Source organism: Pseudomonas sp. FG-3G (genome assembly GCF_901007645.1).
In the GTDB taxonomy this organism is placed as follows: Bacteria; Pseudomonadota; Gammaproteobacteria; order Pseudomonadales; family Pseudomonadaceae; genus Aquipseudomonas; species Aquipseudomonas rhizophila.
Genome location: NZ_CAAKGZ010000045.1, coordinates 171,397 through 186,386, shown reverse-complemented (window position 1 = coordinate 186,386; position 14,990 = coordinate 171,397). Strand labels below are relative to the sequence as shown.

General features: G+C 61.6%; 15 protein-coding genes. 10 read left to right on the top strand and 5 right to left on the bottom strand.

The annotated features are described in order from the left end of the window. Positions 1-289 precede the first annotated feature (289 nt). From PSEUDOMOFG3G_RS26755 to PSEUDOMOFG3G_RS26740, 4 genes are read left to right on the top strand one after another with little or no spacing between them, the layout of a single operon-like run. Positions 290-1,645, top strand: coding sequence for a pitrilysin family protein (locus PSEUDOMOFG3G_RS26755; protein ID WP_047226023.1), 1,356 nt, complete (start codon positions 290-292; stop codon positions 1,643-1,645). After that, the gene (locus PSEUDOMOFG3G_RS26750) at positions 1,638-3,128 is read left to right on the top strand and encodes a pitrilysin family protein (RefSeq protein WP_107321395.1); all 1,491 of its coding nucleotides are present in this window, start codon (positions 1,638-1,640) and stop codon (positions 3,126-3,128) included. The genes PSEUDOMOFG3G_RS26755 and PSEUDOMOFG3G_RS26750 overlap by 8 nt, the downstream gene beginning before the upstream one ends. Further along, positions 3,128-3,739, top strand: a complete 612-nt coding sequence (gene rsmD, locus PSEUDOMOFG3G_RS26745) for a 16S rRNA (guanine(966)-N(2))-methyltransferase RsmD (RefSeq protein ID WP_047226025.1) — start codon at positions 3,128-3,130, stop codon at positions 3,737-3,739. Before PSEUDOMOFG3G_RS26750 ends, rsmD begins: the two co-directional genes overlap by 1 nt. Positions 3,740-3,768: 29 nt before the next feature. Next, positions 3,769-4,770 (top strand): hydrolase, encoded by a 1,002-nt coding sequence (locus PSEUDOMOFG3G_RS26740; RefSeq protein WP_139048937.1) that lies wholly within the window; start codon positions 3,769-3,771, stop codon positions 4,768-4,770. 39 nt (positions 4,771-4,809) lie between these two features. Here PSEUDOMOFG3G_RS26740 and PSEUDOMOFG3G_RS26735 read toward each other — a convergent pair whose 3' ends face one another. Then, entirely contained in the window at positions 4,810-5,664 is an 855-nt protein-coding gene (locus PSEUDOMOFG3G_RS26735) for a sulfurtransferase (protein WP_139048936.1), read from the bottom strand. A 33-nt stretch (positions 5,665-5,697) separates the two neighbouring features. After that, a complete protein-coding gene (locus PSEUDOMOFG3G_RS26730) occupies positions 5,698-6,369 on the bottom strand; it encodes a TetR/AcrR family transcriptional regulator (RefSeq protein ID WP_047226027.1) in 672 nt (223 codons plus the stop codon). Between the two features lie 148 nt (positions 6,370-6,517). Here PSEUDOMOFG3G_RS26730 and PSEUDOMOFG3G_RS26725 point away from each other — a divergent pair, with 148 nt between their 5' ends. From PSEUDOMOFG3G_RS26725 to PSEUDOMOFG3G_RS26705, 5 genes are all read left to right on the top strand, one after another. Further along, positions 6,518-7,948 carry a coniferyl aldehyde dehydrogenase gene (locus PSEUDOMOFG3G_RS26725; protein ID WP_139048935.1) on the top strand — a complete coding sequence of 477 codons (1,431 nt, stop codon included), beginning with the start codon at positions 6,518-6,520 and terminating at the stop codon, positions 7,946-7,948. 27 nt (positions 7,949-7,975) lie between these two features. Beyond that, entirely contained in the window at positions 7,976-8,521 is a 546-nt protein-coding gene (locus PSEUDOMOFG3G_RS26720) for a twin-arginine translocation pathway signal protein (RefSeq protein ID WP_139048934.1), read from the top strand. A gap of 146 nt (positions 8,522-8,667) precedes the next feature. Then, positions 8,668-10,263, top strand: a complete 1,596-nt coding sequence (locus tag PSEUDOMOFG3G_RS26715; protein WP_139048933.1) for a GMC family oxidoreductase — start codon at positions 8,668-8,670, stop codon at positions 10,261-10,263. Positions 10,264-10,378: 115 nt separating this feature from the next. Next, complete coding sequence (gene coaD, locus PSEUDOMOFG3G_RS26710; RefSeq protein WP_007897855.1) at positions 10,379-10,858, top strand: pantetheine-phosphate adenylyltransferase; 480 nt, start codon at positions 10,379-10,381, stop codon at positions 10,856-10,858. 136 nt (positions 10,859-10,994) lie between these two features. Beyond that, entirely contained in the window at positions 10,995-11,246 is a 252-nt protein-coding gene (locus tag PSEUDOMOFG3G_RS26705) for a YfhL family 4Fe-4S dicluster ferredoxin (protein ID WP_047226031.1), read from the top strand. 148 nt (positions 11,247-11,394) lie between these two features. Here PSEUDOMOFG3G_RS26705 and PSEUDOMOFG3G_RS26700 read toward each other — a convergent pair whose 3' ends face one another. From PSEUDOMOFG3G_RS26700 to PSEUDOMOFG3G_RS26690, 3 genes are all read right to left on the bottom strand, one after another. Then, positions 11,395-11,712, bottom strand: coding sequence for a multidrug transporter (locus PSEUDOMOFG3G_RS26700; protein ID WP_139048932.1), 318 nt, complete (start codon positions 11,710-11,712; stop codon positions 11,395-11,397). Between the two features lie 62 nt (positions 11,713-11,774). After that, positions 11,775-12,587: a bifunctional DNA-formamidopyrimidine glycosylase/DNA-(apurinic or apyrimidinic site) lyase gene (mutM, locus tag PSEUDOMOFG3G_RS26695; protein WP_047226033.1), complete on the bottom strand. Its 813-nt coding sequence runs from the start codon at positions 12,585-12,587 to the stop codon at positions 11,775-11,777. 45 nt (positions 12,588-12,632) lie between these two features. Then, positions 12,633-13,448, bottom strand: a complete 816-nt coding sequence (locus PSEUDOMOFG3G_RS26690; protein ID WP_171061309.1) for an HDOD domain-containing protein — start codon at positions 13,446-13,448, stop codon at positions 12,633-12,635. 199 nt (positions 13,449-13,647) lie between these two features. Here PSEUDOMOFG3G_RS26690 and PSEUDOMOFG3G_RS26685 point away from each other — a divergent pair, with 199 nt between their 5' ends. Next, positions 13,648-14,844 carry a class I SAM-dependent rRNA methyltransferase gene (locus PSEUDOMOFG3G_RS26685; protein ID WP_047226035.1) on the top strand — a complete coding sequence of 399 codons (1,197 nt, stop codon included), beginning with the start codon at positions 13,648-13,650 and terminating at the stop codon, positions 14,842-14,844. Positions 14,845-14,990 lie beyond the last annotated feature (146 nt).

Genomic DNA, 14,990 nt, shown 5'->3' with positions numbered 1-14,990 from the left:
ATTCGATGCTGAACAGACTGCGTTTCACCCAGCTTGTTCACGCGCAACATTTTGTCGAGTTGTCCCCAGGACACCTCAAGGTCGATTTTTTCGAAGGACTGGCAGGGCATCATCGGCGAAAACGCTGGGATCAACGAACAAACCCAGGGCTTCTTCCGAGAACCCAAACAACCCCGGACCGAGAAAAGGCCCGATAGGCGTGGCCGCCAGTAAAACGGATCAGTATCCTAGCACCCTCTCGCCCGCCGACGCTAAGACCTAGCGGGCAGCCCAACAGGTTTAAACACGAATGAATGCTCTTGCCCGCCGTGCTGCAGGCCTGCTGCTCAGCACAGTTTGTCTGCCTTTTTCAGCCTTGGCTGCCGATCCACAACCCACCCATGAATTTACCCTCGACAACGGCCTGAAGGTCGTGGTGCGCGAAGATCATCGCGCACCAGTGGTGGTGTCCCAGGTCTGGTACAAGGTTGGCTCCAGTTATGAAACCCCGGGCCAGACCGGTTTGTCCCACGCGCTGGAACACATGATGTTCAAGGGCAGCTCGAAAGTCGGCCCCGGCGAAGCTTCGCTGATCCTGCGCGACCTTGGCGCCGAAGAAAACGCTTTCACCAGCGATGACTTCACCGCTTACTACCAGGTGCTTGCCCGCGATCGCCTGGGCGTTGCCTTCGAACTGGAAGCCGACCGCATGGCCAGCCTGCGCCTGCCGCCGGAGGAGTTCAGCCGCGAAATCGAGGTGATCAAGGAAGAGCGCCGCATGCGCACCGACGACAAGCCGATGTCCAAGGCCTATGAGCGCTTCAAGGCCATGGCTTACCCGGCCAGCGGCTACCACACGCCGACCATAGGCTGGATGGCCGACCTGGAGCGGATGAAAGTCGAGGAACTGCGCCACTGGTACGAATCCTGGTACGCGCCGAACAACGCGACCCTGGTGGTGGTCGGCGACGTCACGCCAGACGAGGTCAAGACGTTGGCCCAGCGTTACTTTGGTCCGGTTGCCCGGCGCGACGTACCGCCAGCGAAGATCCCCTTGGAACTGGCCGAACCTGGCGAGCGGCAGATTACCCTGCATGTGCAGACCCAACTGCCAAGCCTGATGCTGGCCTTCAACGTACCGAGCATCGCCACCGCGACCGACAAACGCTCGGTCAATGCCCTGCGGCTGATCTCAGCCTTGCTGGATGGCGGCTACAGCGGGCGGATCCCGACCCAGCTGGAACGCGGCGAAGAGCTGGTGTCCGGCGGTTCGTCGAGCTACGACGCTTATACCCGTGGCGACACGCTGTTCACCTTGTCGGCCACGCCCAACACCCAGAAAAACAAGACAATGGCCCAGGCCGAGGCCGGTCTGTGGCGCTTGCTCGAACAGTTGAAAACCACTGCCCCGACCGCCGAGGAACTGGAGCGCGTCCGCGCCCAGGTCATCGCTGGCCTGGTGTACGAGCGCGATTCGATCACCAGCCAGGCCACCGCCATCGGCCAGCTGGAGACGGTCGGTTTGTCCTGGAAACTGATGGACACCGAACTCGCCGAACTACAAAGCGTGACCCCGCAAGATATCCAGAAGGCAGCCCAGCTGTATTTCACCCGCTCGCGCCTGAGCGTCGCGCACGTCCTGCCCGAGGAGAAAGCTCATGAGTGAGCGCAAATCATCGCGTCTGGTGCTGATCGGTGTGGTGTTGATCGCCCTGATCGGCGCCTTGGCCTTTTACCTGTCGCCATCCAATGACACCAACGCCAGCCAGGCGCTGGACAAAGCCAAGGCCAGCAACAAGCTGCAATCTTTGGCCGAACTGGACGGCAAGGCACCCAGCCGTCGCCAGCTCGACGTACAAACCTGGACAACCGCTGACGGCGCCAAAGTGTTGTTCGTCGAAGCCCGGGAATTGCCAATGTTCGACCTGCGCCTGACATTCGCCGCCGGCAGCAGCCAGGACGGCGATACACCCGGCCTGGCGCTGTTGACCAACGCCATGCTCAATGAGGGCGTAGCGGGCAAGGATGTCAGCGCCATTGCCCAGGGGTTCGAAAGCCTCGGCGCCGACTTCGGCAACGGTGCCTTGCGGGACATGGCCCTGGCGTCACTGCGCAGTCTCAGTGCGGTGGACAAGCGCGAGCCGGCGCTGAAGCTGTTCGCCGACGTCGTTGGCAAACCGACCTTCCCCGCCGACTCCTTTGCGCGCATCAAGAATCAGCTGCTGGCAGGTTTCGAGTACCAGAAGCAGAACCCCGGCAAACTGGCGGGGCTGGAACTGATGAAGCGTCTGTACGGTGATCATCCGTATGCCCATTCCAGTGACGGCACCGCGCAAAGCATTCCTGCGATCACGCTGGCCCAGGTCCAGGCTTTCCACGCCAGGGCCTATGCCGCCGGCAACGCGGTGATTGCGCTGGTGGGGGACCTGTCCCGCGCCGAAGCCGAAGCGATTGCCAATCAGGTGTCCGCCGCACTGCCGAAGGGCCCGGCGCTGGCAAAGACCGTGCAACCGGTTGAACCGAAGGCGAGCATCGGTCACATCGAGTTCCCGTCCAAGCAGACCAACCTGATGCTCGCGCAACTGGGCATCGATCGGGACGACCCGGACTATGCGGCCGTGTCCCTGGGCAACCAGATCCTCGGCGGTGGTGGTTTCGGCACGCGACTGATGACCGAAGTCCGGGAAAAGCGTGGCTTGACCTACGGCGTGTATTCCGGCTTCTCGCCGATGCAGGCCCGTGGCCCGTTCATGATCAACCTGCAGACCCGCGCCGAAATGAGCGAAGGCACGCTGAAACTGGTGCAGGAAGTTTTCGCCGATTACCTGAAGAACGGCCCGACCCAAAAAGAGCTCGATGACGCCAAGCGCGAGCTGGCCGGCAGTTTCCCGCTGTCCACCGCCAGCAACGAAGACATCGTCGGCCAGCTCGGGGCCATGGGTTTCTATGACTTGCCGCTCAGCTACCTGGAAGACTTCATGCGTCAGTCCCAGGAACTGACCGTCGAACAGGTCAAGGCCGCGCTGAACAAACACCTGAGCACGGATAAAATGGTCATCGTCACTGCCGGCCCGACCGTGCCGCAAAAGCCGCTGCCGGCACCCACTGAAAAACCTGCCGAGCAACCGCTCGGGGTTCCGGAGCACTAATGGCCCGCCCATCCAATTCCAGCAAAAAACCCGTGCATAACGGTGTGAATCAGTTGCGCATCATCGGCGGCCAATGGCGCAGCCGGCGCTTGAGCTTCCCCGACGCGCCGGGCCTGCGCCCAACCCCGGACCGGGTACGCGAAACCCTGTTCAATTGGCTCGCGCCCTACGTGGCCGGCGCTCGGGTACTCGACCCGTTTGCCGGCAGCGGTGCATTGTTTCTTGAGGCGTTGTCTCGTGGCGCCGCCATGGGGCAGGCGCTGGACGCCAGCAGCCTGGCGGTCTCCAGCCTGAAAGAGCACCTGGGCACACTGCGCTGCACCGTCGGTCAGGTGCAGACCGCCGACGCGCTGCGTTATCTGGACAGCCAGCCAGCGACGCCTTTCGACTTGGTGTTCCTCGACCCGCCTTTCAATCAGAACCTGCTGCCGGCCGTTTGCACCCTGCTCGAAGAACGTCATTGGCTAGCCGACGATGCCTGGGTCTACACTGAAAGCGAAGCCGCCCCGTCCACATTGGGGTTGCCGGGCAACTGGCGCCTGCATCGTGAACAGAAATCCGGACGGGTGTATTACGCGTTGTGGCAACGTGTGGCCGAGGCCGTTGGCTGAACGGCTGGCCAGTGCATCGAGAAATGATCGTGTCTGCTGCATCTGAACACTTCGTCCCGGCCCTGGGCCTTGGCAACCCGCACTTGCAAACCTTGTGGGGACCGCTGTGGCGCAAGACCATCCACATCGCTCGGGAACGTGAGCGCCTGTGGCTGGAAGACGGCGACTTTCTCGATCTCGACTGGCATGGCCCCCACCGAGTCGACGCGCCACTGGTGCTGGTGCTTCACGGGCTGACCGGTTCATCCAACTCGCCCTACGTGGCCGGCCTGCAACAGGCGCTTGGCAATCAGGGCTGGGCCAGCGTGGCGTTGAACTGGCGCGGTTGCTCGGGAGAACCGAACCTGTTGCCCCGCAGCTATCACTCGGGGGCCAGCGAAGACCTGGCCGCCGCCATCGCCCATCTGCGGGCCCGCCGCCCCTTGGCACCGCTGTTTGCGGTGGGCTATTCACTGGGCGGCAACGTGCTGCTCAAGCACCTGGGGGAAACGGGGGGCGACAGTCAGTTGCAAGGAGCGGTCGCGGTGTCGGTACCGTTTCGCCTCGACCAGTGTGCCGATCGCATCGGACAGGGATTTTCCAGGTTTTATCAGGCCCATTTCATGCGCGAGATGGTGGCCTACGTGCGCAACAAGCAGCGCCAGTTCCAGCACGACGGACGCCACGAGGGTCTAGCGACCCTCACAGCGCTGGGGCCTCTGGAAAACATGCGCACTTTCTGGGACTTCGATGGACGGGTGACGGCGCCGCTGCACGGCTTCTCTGACGCGGCGGACTATTACCGCCGCGCCTCCAGTCGCTACTTTCTGGGCGAGATCAGCACGCCGACCCTGGTCATCCAGGCCTGCGACGATCCTTTCGTATTCCCCCACAGCGTGCCCGAACCTGGCGAGCTGTCCGCCTCTACCCAGCTTGAACTGCATGCACAAGGCGGGCATGTGGGCTTTGTCGACGGGAGCTTGCGCCGCCCAGGGTATTATCTGGAGCGGCGAATCCCCGGTTGGCTGGCGGGCCTGTCCTGTAGGAGCTGAGGAGCGTAACGAGGCTGCGATCTCCTGCGGGGCCTGCGTTCAGTCACCGACCGCCACTTGCCTTTGGGGATCGGTGATCCACTCACTCCATGAACCGGCGTACAACCTCCCCAACGGATACCCCGCCAGGCACAAGGCAAACAGGTTATGGCATGCCGTCACGCCGGAGCCGCAATAGGCCACCAGTTCCGTCGGCGAGCGTCCTCCCAATTTCTCGGCAAAGCGCTGCTTGAGCTGGTCGACTGGCAGGAAGCGCCCATCAGCACCCAGGTTCTCGGTGAACGCTGCGCACTGCGCGCCCGGAATATGTCCGGCCACCGGATCGATCGGCTCGACCTCACCCTTGAAACGCGGCAACGCCCGGGCATCGAGCAAGGTCATGTCCGGCTCACCGAGACGCTCCTCAAGCGCCTCGGCACTGAGCAACAGGGTCGCGTCCGGCGAACCACTGAAGGTCCCGGGACCGTTGACCGCTGGATCGAGACTCAAGGGCAAGCCGGCGGCATGCCAAGCCTTGAGCCCGCCATCGAGGATATAAACGCCATCGCGCTTACCCAGCCAGGCCAGCAACCACCAGGCCCGGGCGGCATAGGCGCCAGGGCCGTCATCGTACAAAACGATGTCACTGTCGTTGCCGATCCCCCAGGCCCGCAAACGCTTCATCAGGGCCTCAGGCTCCGGCAGCGGATGGCGGCCGGTCACGCCTTTGGTGACCGGCCCACTCAGGTCCCGTTCGAGGTCAGCGAAGGATGCCCCGGCAATATGGCCTTCGGCGTAACTGCGCTGGCCGTAGTCCGAGTCCTCCAGGGCAAAACGACAATCGAGGATCACCAGTCCGGGCTGCGACCGCCTGTGTTCCAGGGCTTGAGGACTGATGAGTTGCGCAATGGGCATAACGGGCTCCTGTGGCTCGATCGAATTTGAATCTTACGCCCCTTCTTCCAGGGTCTGGGCCAGGGGGACATAGAACTCCTTGAACAGCGCATCCACCGCTTCGCGGGCCTGCTCAGTCACGAAACCGGCCTCCAGCACCAGCACTTGATAGACCCCACGCTTGATGGCCTGCTCGCTCAAATGGTTAGAATTTTCCCGTGTGGTGCAGAGGAAACGGACCCAGGACGTGAGGATGATCCAGGCATTGAGGGTGAGGGATTCGATTTGCACCCGGTCCATTTTCAGGATACCGGCGGCCACAAAGCCCTCGTAGATAGCGGTGCCGTGAATCAGACTACGCTGGGAAAACCGACGATAGCGCGCGGCAAGGTCCGGGTCGCTGTCGAGCAGATGCTCCAGGTCTCGGTGCAGGAAGCGGTAGCGCCACATCGCCGAGAGCAACTCCTGCAGATAGAAGCGCTTGTCCTCGACAGTAGCCGCACGGCCTTGGGGCGGACGCAGGAAACTGTCCACCAGGTTTTCGTATTCACTGAACAATACGGCGATGATCGCCTGCTTGTTGGGGAAGTGGTAGTAGAGATTGCCCGGGGACATGTCCATGTGGGCGGCGATATGGTTGGTGCTGACGCTGCGCTCACCCTGCTGATTGAACAGCTCAAGGCTGTTCTGCACGATGCGCTCGCTGGTTTTTATTCGTATGGCCATGGCTTGAGCTTTAATTCGACGAAAGCATTGAACGGCATCTTACGACCTATCGGTCACGGGACAAACCCAAAGGCGTCACGGATGTCGGTTGACTTTTTAGAGCACAAGCTCTAGAAAACACTCACTCTAATACTATCGGTGCCCGCCCATGCCTGCCGACGTTGCTTACCTGCGCGAATCTCAACAGCACCTGGGCGAACTGCAAGCGCTTTTCGACACCCAGCGCCAGGCCTATGCCGCCCACCCCATGCCACCTGCCGAGCAGCGGCGGCAATGGCTCAAGGCGTTGCGCGAGTTACTGAGCAACGAGCGACAAGCACTGATCGACGCTATCAGCCAGGACTTCAGCCACCGCAGCGCGGACGAAACGCTGCTGGCCGAGCTCATGCCGAGCCTGCACGGCATCCATTACGCCAGCCGACACCTCAAGGGCTGGATGAAACCTTCCCGGCGCAAGGTAGGCGTGGCCTTCCAGCCGGCGTCAGCCAAAGTGGTGTACCAACCGCTGGGCGTGGTCGGGGTCATCGTGCCTTGGAACTACCCGCTGTTCCTGGCTATCGGGCCGCTGGTGGGGGCATTGTCGGCGGGTAACAGGGTGATGCTCAAGCTGAGCGAATCGACCCCTGCCACCGGGTTGCTGCTCAAACAACTGCTGGCGCGCATTTTCCCTCAGGATCTGGTGTGCGTGGTGCTCGGCGAGGCCGAGGTCGGCATGGCGTTTTCCAGGTTGCCCTTCGACCACTTGCTGTTCACCGGCGCCACCAGCATTGGCAAGCACGTGATGCGCGCCGCCGCCGAGAACCTGACCCCGGTCACGCTCGAACTGGGAGGCAAATCGCCCGCCATCGTATCCGCGGACGTGCCCGTCAAACACGCCGCCGAGCGCATTGCATTTGGCAAAACCCTGAATGCCGGACAAACCTGTGTCGCACCGGACTACGTACTGGTGCCGCAGAACCGTGTCGGCGAATTCGTTGAAGCGTATCGCGAAGCGGTTCGCGGGTTTTATCCGACCCTGACTGACAATCCGGACTACACCGCGATCATCAACGAACGACAATTGGCGCGACTCAACGGCTACATAAGCGATGCCACCAGCAAGGGCGCATTGCTGATCGAGTTGTTCGATCGAGGTCAGGGGCGACGCATGGCCCACAGCCTGTTGCTCAACGTCAGCGATGACATGACCGTCATGCAGGACGAAATCTTCGGCCCGCTGCTGCCCATCGTGCCTTATCAGGACCTGGACCAGGCATTTGCCTACATCAATCAGCGGCCTCGCCCGCTGGCGCTCTACTACTTTGGCTACAACAAGGCCGAGCATCATCGCGTGCTCAACGAGACCCATTCCGGTGGCGTTTGCCTGAACGATACGCTGCTGCACGTCGCCCAGGACGACCTGCCCTTCGGCGGCATTGGCGCCTCGGGGATGGGGCACTACCACGGTCACGAAGGCTTCCTGACGTTCAGCAAGGCCAAGGCCGTGCTGAGCAAACAGCGGTTCAACGCGGCGAAGCTGATTTATCCACCTTACGGCAAGCCACTCCAGAAACTGATCCAGAAGTTGTTTGTCCGTTAGCAGCAGTCTTTCCGGGTAATAACAATAATGAATCCAAGCCTGACCGATACACCTGCCCTCTCACGACGCGGCCTGTTGCAGTTCAGCCTCGGCGCCAGCGCCTTCCTGGTCACCGTCGGGCTGGGTGCCAGCCTGAGCGGTTGCGGCCCCAGCCGCTCGGCCAGCGGTTTTGTAGCCTTGCGTGACAACGACCTGCCGTTTTTGCGCGCCGTCATTCCCGTAATGCTGGACGGCTCCTTGGTCGCTGAAAAGCTTCCTGGCGCCGCTGAAGCGACCTTGCAAAGCCTGGACACCACCCTGGCTCATCTGTCCCCATCCATGCTCAAGCTCACGCACCAGTTATTCGACGTGCTCACGCTGGGCGTTACCCGTGGGCCACTGACCGGAATCTGGGGCTCCTGGGAAAACGCCAGCGTCGATGACATCCAGAAATTTCTCGGTCGGTGGGAAAACAGCTCGCTGGACCTGCTTCGCCAGGGGCACAGTTCGTTGCTGCAAATGGTCATGATGGCGTGGTACAGCCAGGCCGAGGCCTGGGCGCATTGTGGATACCCGGGACCGCCAACGGTTTAACAGTCACATCCAAACCCTGTGGGAGCGAGCCTGCTCGCGATGGCGGTATGTCAGTCAATACAGATGCAGCTGATCCGACGCCATCGCGAGCAGGCTCGCTCCCACAGGGGGGCATCACATACTCATAACAATAAGAGAGCACCAACATGCCCGTACCCGATCTCTTCCGCGAAGGTCTTGCCCGCGGCTGGACCACCTACAACGGTGCGCAGTTGACCCAGGACCTGACCCTGGAAGCGGACGTTGCGATCATCGGCAGCGGCGCCGGCGGGGGCACCACGGCAGAAATTCTCAGCGCCGCCGGCTACAAGGTGGTGTTGATCGAGGAGGGCCCCCTCAAGACCAGCCATGACTTCAAGCTGCTCGAGGACCAGGCCTACACCAGCCTTTACCAAGAAGGCCTCGGACGCATGAGCAAGGACGGCGCCATCACCATTCTTCAGGGTCGCGCGGTGGGTGGCACGACATTGATCAACTGGACCTCCTGTTTCCGCACGCCCGATCAGACCCTGGATCACTGGGCCACCGAGCACAACGTCAAGGGCCACAGCCCCGAGGAAATGGCGCCCTGGTTCGAAAAAATGGAACAGCGCCTGGGAGTAGCACCCTGGTCGGTTCCGCCCAATGCCAACAACGACGTGATCCGCAAAGGCTGTGAACAACTGGGCTATAGCTGGCACGTCATCCCGCGCAATGTGCGCGGTTGCTGGAACCTTGGTTATTGCGGCATGGGCTGCCCGACCAACGCCAAGCAGTCGATGCTGGTCACCACCATTCCGGCCACGCTGGACAAGGGCGGCGCGCTGCTTTACCTGGCACGGGCCGAACGGCTGATGATCAAAAACGCTGCGGTTGTCGGCCTCGAATGCCTGGCCATGGACGAACGTTGTGTGGCACCGACAGGACGGCACGTCACGGTCAAGGCGCGGCACTACGTACTGGCCGGCGGCAGCATCAACAGTCCGGCCTTGCTGTTGCGCTCCGAAGCGCCCGACCCGCACGGACGCCTGGGTAAACGCACCTTCCTGCACCTGGTGAACATGTCGGCCGGGCAATTCGACGAGGTGATCAATCCGTTCTACGGCGCACCACAATCGATTTATTCAGATCATTTCCAGTGGCAGGACGGCGCCACCGGCAAGATGTCCTACAAACTGGAAGTTCCGCCCCTGCACCCGGCCCTCGCCGCCGCGCTACTGGGCGGGTTTGGCAGCGAGAACGCCGAGCATATGGCGCAACTGCCCCACACCCACGCCATGCTGGCGCTGTTGCGCGATGGTTTTCACCCCGACAGCAGCGGCGGCAACGTTCAGTTGCGCAGCGACGGCACACCTGTGCTCGACTACGCGGTGTCACCCTACGCCTGGGACGGTTTGCGCCGGGCGTTTCACAGCATGGCCGAGATTCAGTTTGCCGGCGGCGCCAGGGCGGTCATGCCGATGCACAGCGACGCCCGTTACGTGAAAACCCTGGCCCAGGCCCGTACGCTGATCGACGACCTGGACCTGACCTTGTACCGCACGCGCCTGGGCAGCGCCCATGTGATGGGTGGTTGCGCCATGGGCGAAGATCCGAAAAGCGCCGTCACCGACAGCCTTGGGCGACATCATCAATTGAGTAATCTTTCCATCCATGACGGCTCGCTGTTCCCCACCAGCATTGGCGCCAATCCGCAATTATCGGTGTATGGGCTGACGGCACAATTGGCCACATCCCTGGCCGATCGCTTGAAAAACCCATGAGTTGGCGGATTATTCGCACTGTCTATAGTGCTTACTTACCTTACAGCCGACTTGGCCGACCGAGTAGGCTGCGATACCATCCGACTCCCCAACGGACACCCGCCAGGACGACGCGATGAACCGAGTGTTGTACCCAGGTACCTTCGACCCTATTACCAAGGGCCATGGCGATCTGGTCGAACGCGCCTCGCGCCTGTTCGACCATGTGATCATCGCCGTCGCCGCCAGCCCGAAGAAAAACCCGCTGTTCCCGCTGGAGCAACGTGTGGAGCTGGCCCGCGAGGTCACCAAACATCTGCCCAATGTGGAAGTGGTCGGCTTCTCGACGCTGCTGGCGCACTTTGCCAAGGAAAAGAACGCCAATGTGTTCCTGCGTGGCCTGCGTGCGGTCTCGGACTTCGAATACGAGTTCCAACTGGCCAACATGAACCGCCAGTTGGCGCCGGACGTCGAAAGCCTGTTCCTGACGCCGTCGGAGCGCTACTCCTTCATTTCCTCGACCCTGGTGCGCGAAATTGCGGCGTTGGGCGGCGATATCACCAAGTTCGTCCACCCGGCCGTGGCCGATGCGTTGACCCTGCGCTTCAAGAAATAACCCGCTGGCTGCGGTCCACTTCGCAGCCAGCACAGCGCAGTCCATCGCGCCCGCGTGCACTGCGCTCGCCAATGCGGCACAATTGCGCACATACGTTTTTCAGATGCCCGGGCCCAACGCCCCGGCAGGAGCCTGCATGTCCCTGATCATCACCGACGACTGCATCAATTGCGACGTCTGCGAACCCGAGTGCCCGAACGAGGCCATCTCCCAAGGCGAAGAGATCTACGTCATCGACCCGAACCTGTGCACCCAGTGCGTCGGCCATTACGACGAACCTCAGTGCCAACAGGTCTGCCCGGTAGATTGCATTCCGCTGGACGAGGCCCATCCGGAAACGGAAGAACAGTTGATGGCGAAATATCGCAAGATTACTGGCAAGGTTTGAGCCAGGTAGTTTTGTAGGGCCTGTGCCGGCCTCATCGCGAGCAGGCTCGCTCCCACAGGGTTCTGTGGTGGCGACACCATTCATGTCTTAAGCAAAATCCCTTGTGGGAGCGAGCCTGCTCGCGATGAGGCCCGCAGCCACAGCGACATCACTCCTGCTCAAACCCCTCCCCAACACACCCCAGGCACCGCACAAATGTCGCCTTCGCCGGGTCCACCACCAACGCCTTCCCCGCATCGCCGACGCCACCGCCCAACGCCGTAAAGGGTAACGACACCACAAATGCCCCGGCACCGATCACGGTGGCGGCGAGCAGCAGCGGACGGGCGATCAGCAGGTCGCCGATCATGGCGTAGGCCGGCGGATTCTGGATGGTGTAGCGCGGGTCGCCGCTGCCGCTGTTCGCCTGGGCAGGCGAACCGAGACACAACAGCAGCGCGAGAACGACAGGTCGGAGCAGATTCATCGGGCGATCCTTCGGCTAGGCAGCATGACAACTGACTATAGGACTATAGACCGCAGGACGGATCAGCTCTGACAGCGTGGGCACCAGACGCTGGCGCGCTGGCCCAGGCGAATCTCCCGCAGCCCCGTACCGCAGACCTTACATGACTCGCCGCCCCGGCCATACACGAAGAGTTCCTGCTGGAAGTAACCCGGCTGGCCGTCTCCCCCGATGAAATCACGTAGCGTCGTACCGCCGCGCTCGATGGCATGGGCAAGGATGCGTTTGATCTCGATCGCCAGTTTCAGATAGCGCGCCCGGGAAATGCCCCCGGCTTCGCGGCGTGGGTCGATCCCGGCGGCGAACAGCGCTTCGGTCGCATAGATATTGCCCACCCCCACCACCACCGCGTTATCCATGATGAACGGCTTGACCGCCATGGAGCGTCCTCGGGAAAGCTGGAACAGACGCTCGCCATCGAATAGATCGGTCAACGGTTCCGGCCCGAGGCGAATCAGCAATTCGTGGTTGAGCGGGTCGAGGCTCCAGAGCATCGCCCCGAAGCGGCGCGGGTCGGTGTAGCGCAAGGCCAGGCCGGATTCCAGTTCGATGTCCACATGCTCATGTTTGGCGGCAGGCATGCCGACTTCCACCAAGCGCAGGTTACCGGACATGCCCAAGTGGCTGATCAAGGTGCCGACTTCGGCGTTGATCAGCAGGTACTTGGCCCGCCGCTCCACCAGCACGATCCGCTGACCCGACAGTCGCACATCAAGGTCTTCGGGGATCGGCCAGCGCAAGCGCCGGTCGCGTACGACCACACGGCTGACACGCTGCCCTTCCAGGTGGGGAGCAATTCCGCGGCGGGTGGTTTCGACTTCCGGCAGTTCTGGCATGGGGGTTCTCGAATAAGGCGAAGGCCTGGTGCTGGTTTTCGATGCTTAGCGCGTGGCGAGGTCGCGAATTTCCTGCTTCTGGGTCTGGAAATCGTATTCCGACAAACCGATGTAATCGAGCACCAGAGCGCCGACACAGGCCCACTCATGATCGACCGGCTGATTGCCCAGGACCCGGTGCGATGAGCAGATGTTTTCGGACATTTTCAGGATCGCCAGCAGGTTTTTCAGCTGACTGTTGTTGCGTGACGTCTCATCGCTGAAAATCGCCAGGGCGTTGTGATGGTTGGCGATGGCCTGGCTGACATGGTCCGGCAGGCGCCAGGATTTGGAAGTGTAGTACCCGACCACCGCATGGTTGGTGTTGAATTCGCGGTTCTCGGTGTCCACCACCCGGCACTCGGCGCTGGCATTGGCGTAGGCCTGCTCCAGCACACTCATGTAGTTGGGGAACTGCTTGAGCATCAACGGCACGCCGCAATCATGGAACAGCCCCAAGGCGTAGGCTTCATCACCGTTTTCCAGACCGACGCGCTTGGCCAGGGTCAGGCAGGTCATCGCCACGTCCTGGGCCGTATCCCAGAAGCGATTGAGGGTGACGATGGCATCATCGTGCAGCTCGCCCTTGATCGACTGCGCGTTGATCAGGTTGATGATCGAACGGCTGCCCAGCAGGTTCACCGCGCGCTGGATCGAAGTGATCTTGTTGCGCAGGCCGTAGTACGGCGAATTGACGATCTTGAGCAAGGCACCCGAGAGGCCCGGGTCATGGGAGATCAGCTTGGCAATGGTCTCCAGGTCCGGATCAGGCATGTACTGCTCCATCTGCAGATCCACCATGATCTGCGGCTGGGGCGGCACACTGATGCCTTGCAGGGACTGTTGGATCTGTTCGGCGGAAAGCTCTTGGGACATGGGCATACACTCTGGGTCAGGCGGCGATTCTAACCCTTAAAGATGGATCCGATACACCGTCGGACAAATCGCGCCACATGTCCATCACAAGCCCCGCACAGGCCGCAACACGCTATACTCCCGCTCTTTTTTCCGGAGCGACGTCATGTCCCTGCCCAGCCTGCGCCTCAAAGCCAACGCCGACCGTCGCCTGCGCGCCGGCCATCTGTGGGTCTACAGCAACGAAATCGATGTAGCCGCTACCCCGCTGCACGGCTTCAAGGCCGGCGACCAGGCCATCCTCGAAGCCGCTGGCGGCAAGCCGTTGGGCATCGTCGCGATGAGCCCCAACAACCTGATCTGCGCCCGCCTGCTGTCCCGTGACGTGAAACTGCCGCTGGACAAATCCCTGCTGGTGCATCGTCTCAACGTGGCGCTGTCGTTGCGTGAGCGCTTGTTCGACAAGCCGTTCTATCGCCTCGTTTACGGCGACTCCGACCTGCTGCCTGGCCTTGTAGTCGACCGTTTCGGCGACATCCTGGTGGTGCAGATCGCCTCGGCCACCATGGAAGCCCACAAGGACGACGTGATCGCCGCCCTGACCCAGGTGCTCAAGCCCAGCGGCATCCTGTTCAAGAACGATTCCGCCGCCCGCGATGCCGAAGGCCTGAACCGCTACGTCGAGACAGTGTTCGGCCTCGTACCGGAGTGGGTCGCCCTGGAAGAGAACGGCGTGAAGTTCGAAGCTCCAGTCATGGCAGGTCAGAAAACCGGCTGGTTCTACGACCACCGCATGAACCGCGCACGCCTGGCGCCGTATGCCAAGGGCAAGCGCGTACTGGATCTGTTCAGCTACATCGGCGGTTGGGGCGTGCAGGCCGCGGCGTTCGGTGCCAGCGAAGTATTCTGCGTCGACGCCTCGGCCTTCGCCCTCGATGGCGTAGAGCGCAACGCGGCGTTGAATGGCTTTGCCGAAAAGCTGACCTGCATTGAAGGCGACGTGTTCGAAGCCCTGAAAGAACTCAAGGCCAGTGAAGAGCGTTTCGACGTCATCGTTGCCGACCCGCCAGCGTTCATCAAGCGCAAGAAAGACCTGAAAAACGGTGAAGGCGCCTATCGCCGCCTCAACGAACAGGCCATGCGCCTGCTCAGCAAGGATGGCATCCTGGTCAGCGCTTCGTGCTCGATGCACCTGCCCGAAGACGACCTGCAAAACATCCTGCTGACCAGCGCCCGGCACCTGGACCGCAACATCCAGCTGCTCGAACGCGGGGGCCAGGGACCGGACCATCCGGTACACCCAGCCATCGCCGAGACCCGCTACATCAAGAGCATCACCTGCCGGTTGCTGCCCAACAGCTGAATCATTTGCTGACCCTTATTAAACGCAGCCCTGGCTGCGTTTTTTTTTGCACGTGTGAAAAGTTACCGAGCGCTTAAGCAAAAGCCTACAAAATAACTTTTTGTATGAGTCATCCCACATTATTACTGGAACTTTCCTACTCAATA

Excerpts from the sequence above, each read along its gene's own strand:
- PSEUDOMOFG3G_RS26755 (WP_047226023.1), top strand. The coding sequence starts at position 290 with ATGAATGCTCTTGCCCGCCGTGCTGCAGGCCTGCTGCTCAGCACAGTT.
- PSEUDOMOFG3G_RS26750 (WP_107321395.1), top strand. The coding sequence starts at position 1,638 with ATGAGTGAGCGCAAATCATCGCGTCTGGTGCTGATCGGTGTGGTGTTG.
- rsmD (WP_047226025.1), top strand. The coding sequence starts at position 3,128 with ATGGCCCGCCCATCCAATTCCAGCAAAAAACCCGTGCATAACGGTGTG.
- PSEUDOMOFG3G_RS26735 (WP_139048936.1), bottom strand. The coding sequence starts at position 5,664 with ATGCCCATTGCGCAACTCATCAGTCCTCAAGCCCTGGAACACAGGCGG.
- PSEUDOMOFG3G_RS26730 (WP_047226027.1), bottom strand. The coding sequence starts at position 6,369 with ATGGCCATACGAATAAAAACCAGCGAGCGCATCGTGCAGAACAGCCTT.
- PSEUDOMOFG3G_RS26725 (WP_139048935.1), top strand. The coding sequence starts at position 6,518 with ATGCCTGCCGACGTTGCTTACCTGCGCGAATCTCAACAGCACCTGGGC.
- PSEUDOMOFG3G_RS26720 (WP_139048934.1), top strand. The coding sequence starts at position 7,976 with ATGAATCCAAGCCTGACCGATACACCTGCCCTCTCACGACGCGGCCTG.
- PSEUDOMOFG3G_RS26715 (WP_139048933.1), top strand. The coding sequence starts at position 8,668 with ATGCCCGTACCCGATCTCTTCCGCGAAGGTCTTGCCCGCGGCTGGACC.
- coaD (WP_007897855.1), top strand. The coding sequence starts at position 10,379 with ATGAACCGAGTGTTGTACCCAGGTACCTTCGACCCTATTACCAAGGGC.
- PSEUDOMOFG3G_RS26705 (WP_047226031.1), top strand. The coding sequence starts at position 10,995 with ATGTCCCTGATCATCACCGACGACTGCATCAATTGCGACGTCTGCGAA.
- PSEUDOMOFG3G_RS26700 (WP_139048932.1), bottom strand. The coding sequence starts at position 11,712 with ATGAATCTGCTCCGACCTGTCGTTCTCGCGCTGCTGTTGTGTCTCGGT.
- mutM (WP_047226033.1), bottom strand. The coding sequence starts at position 12,587 with ATGCCAGAACTGCCGGAAGTCGAAACCACCCGCCGCGGAATTGCTCCC.
- PSEUDOMOFG3G_RS26685 (WP_047226035.1), top strand. The coding sequence starts at position 13,648 with ATGTCCCTGCCCAGCCTGCGCCTCAAAGCCAACGCCGACCGTCGCCTG.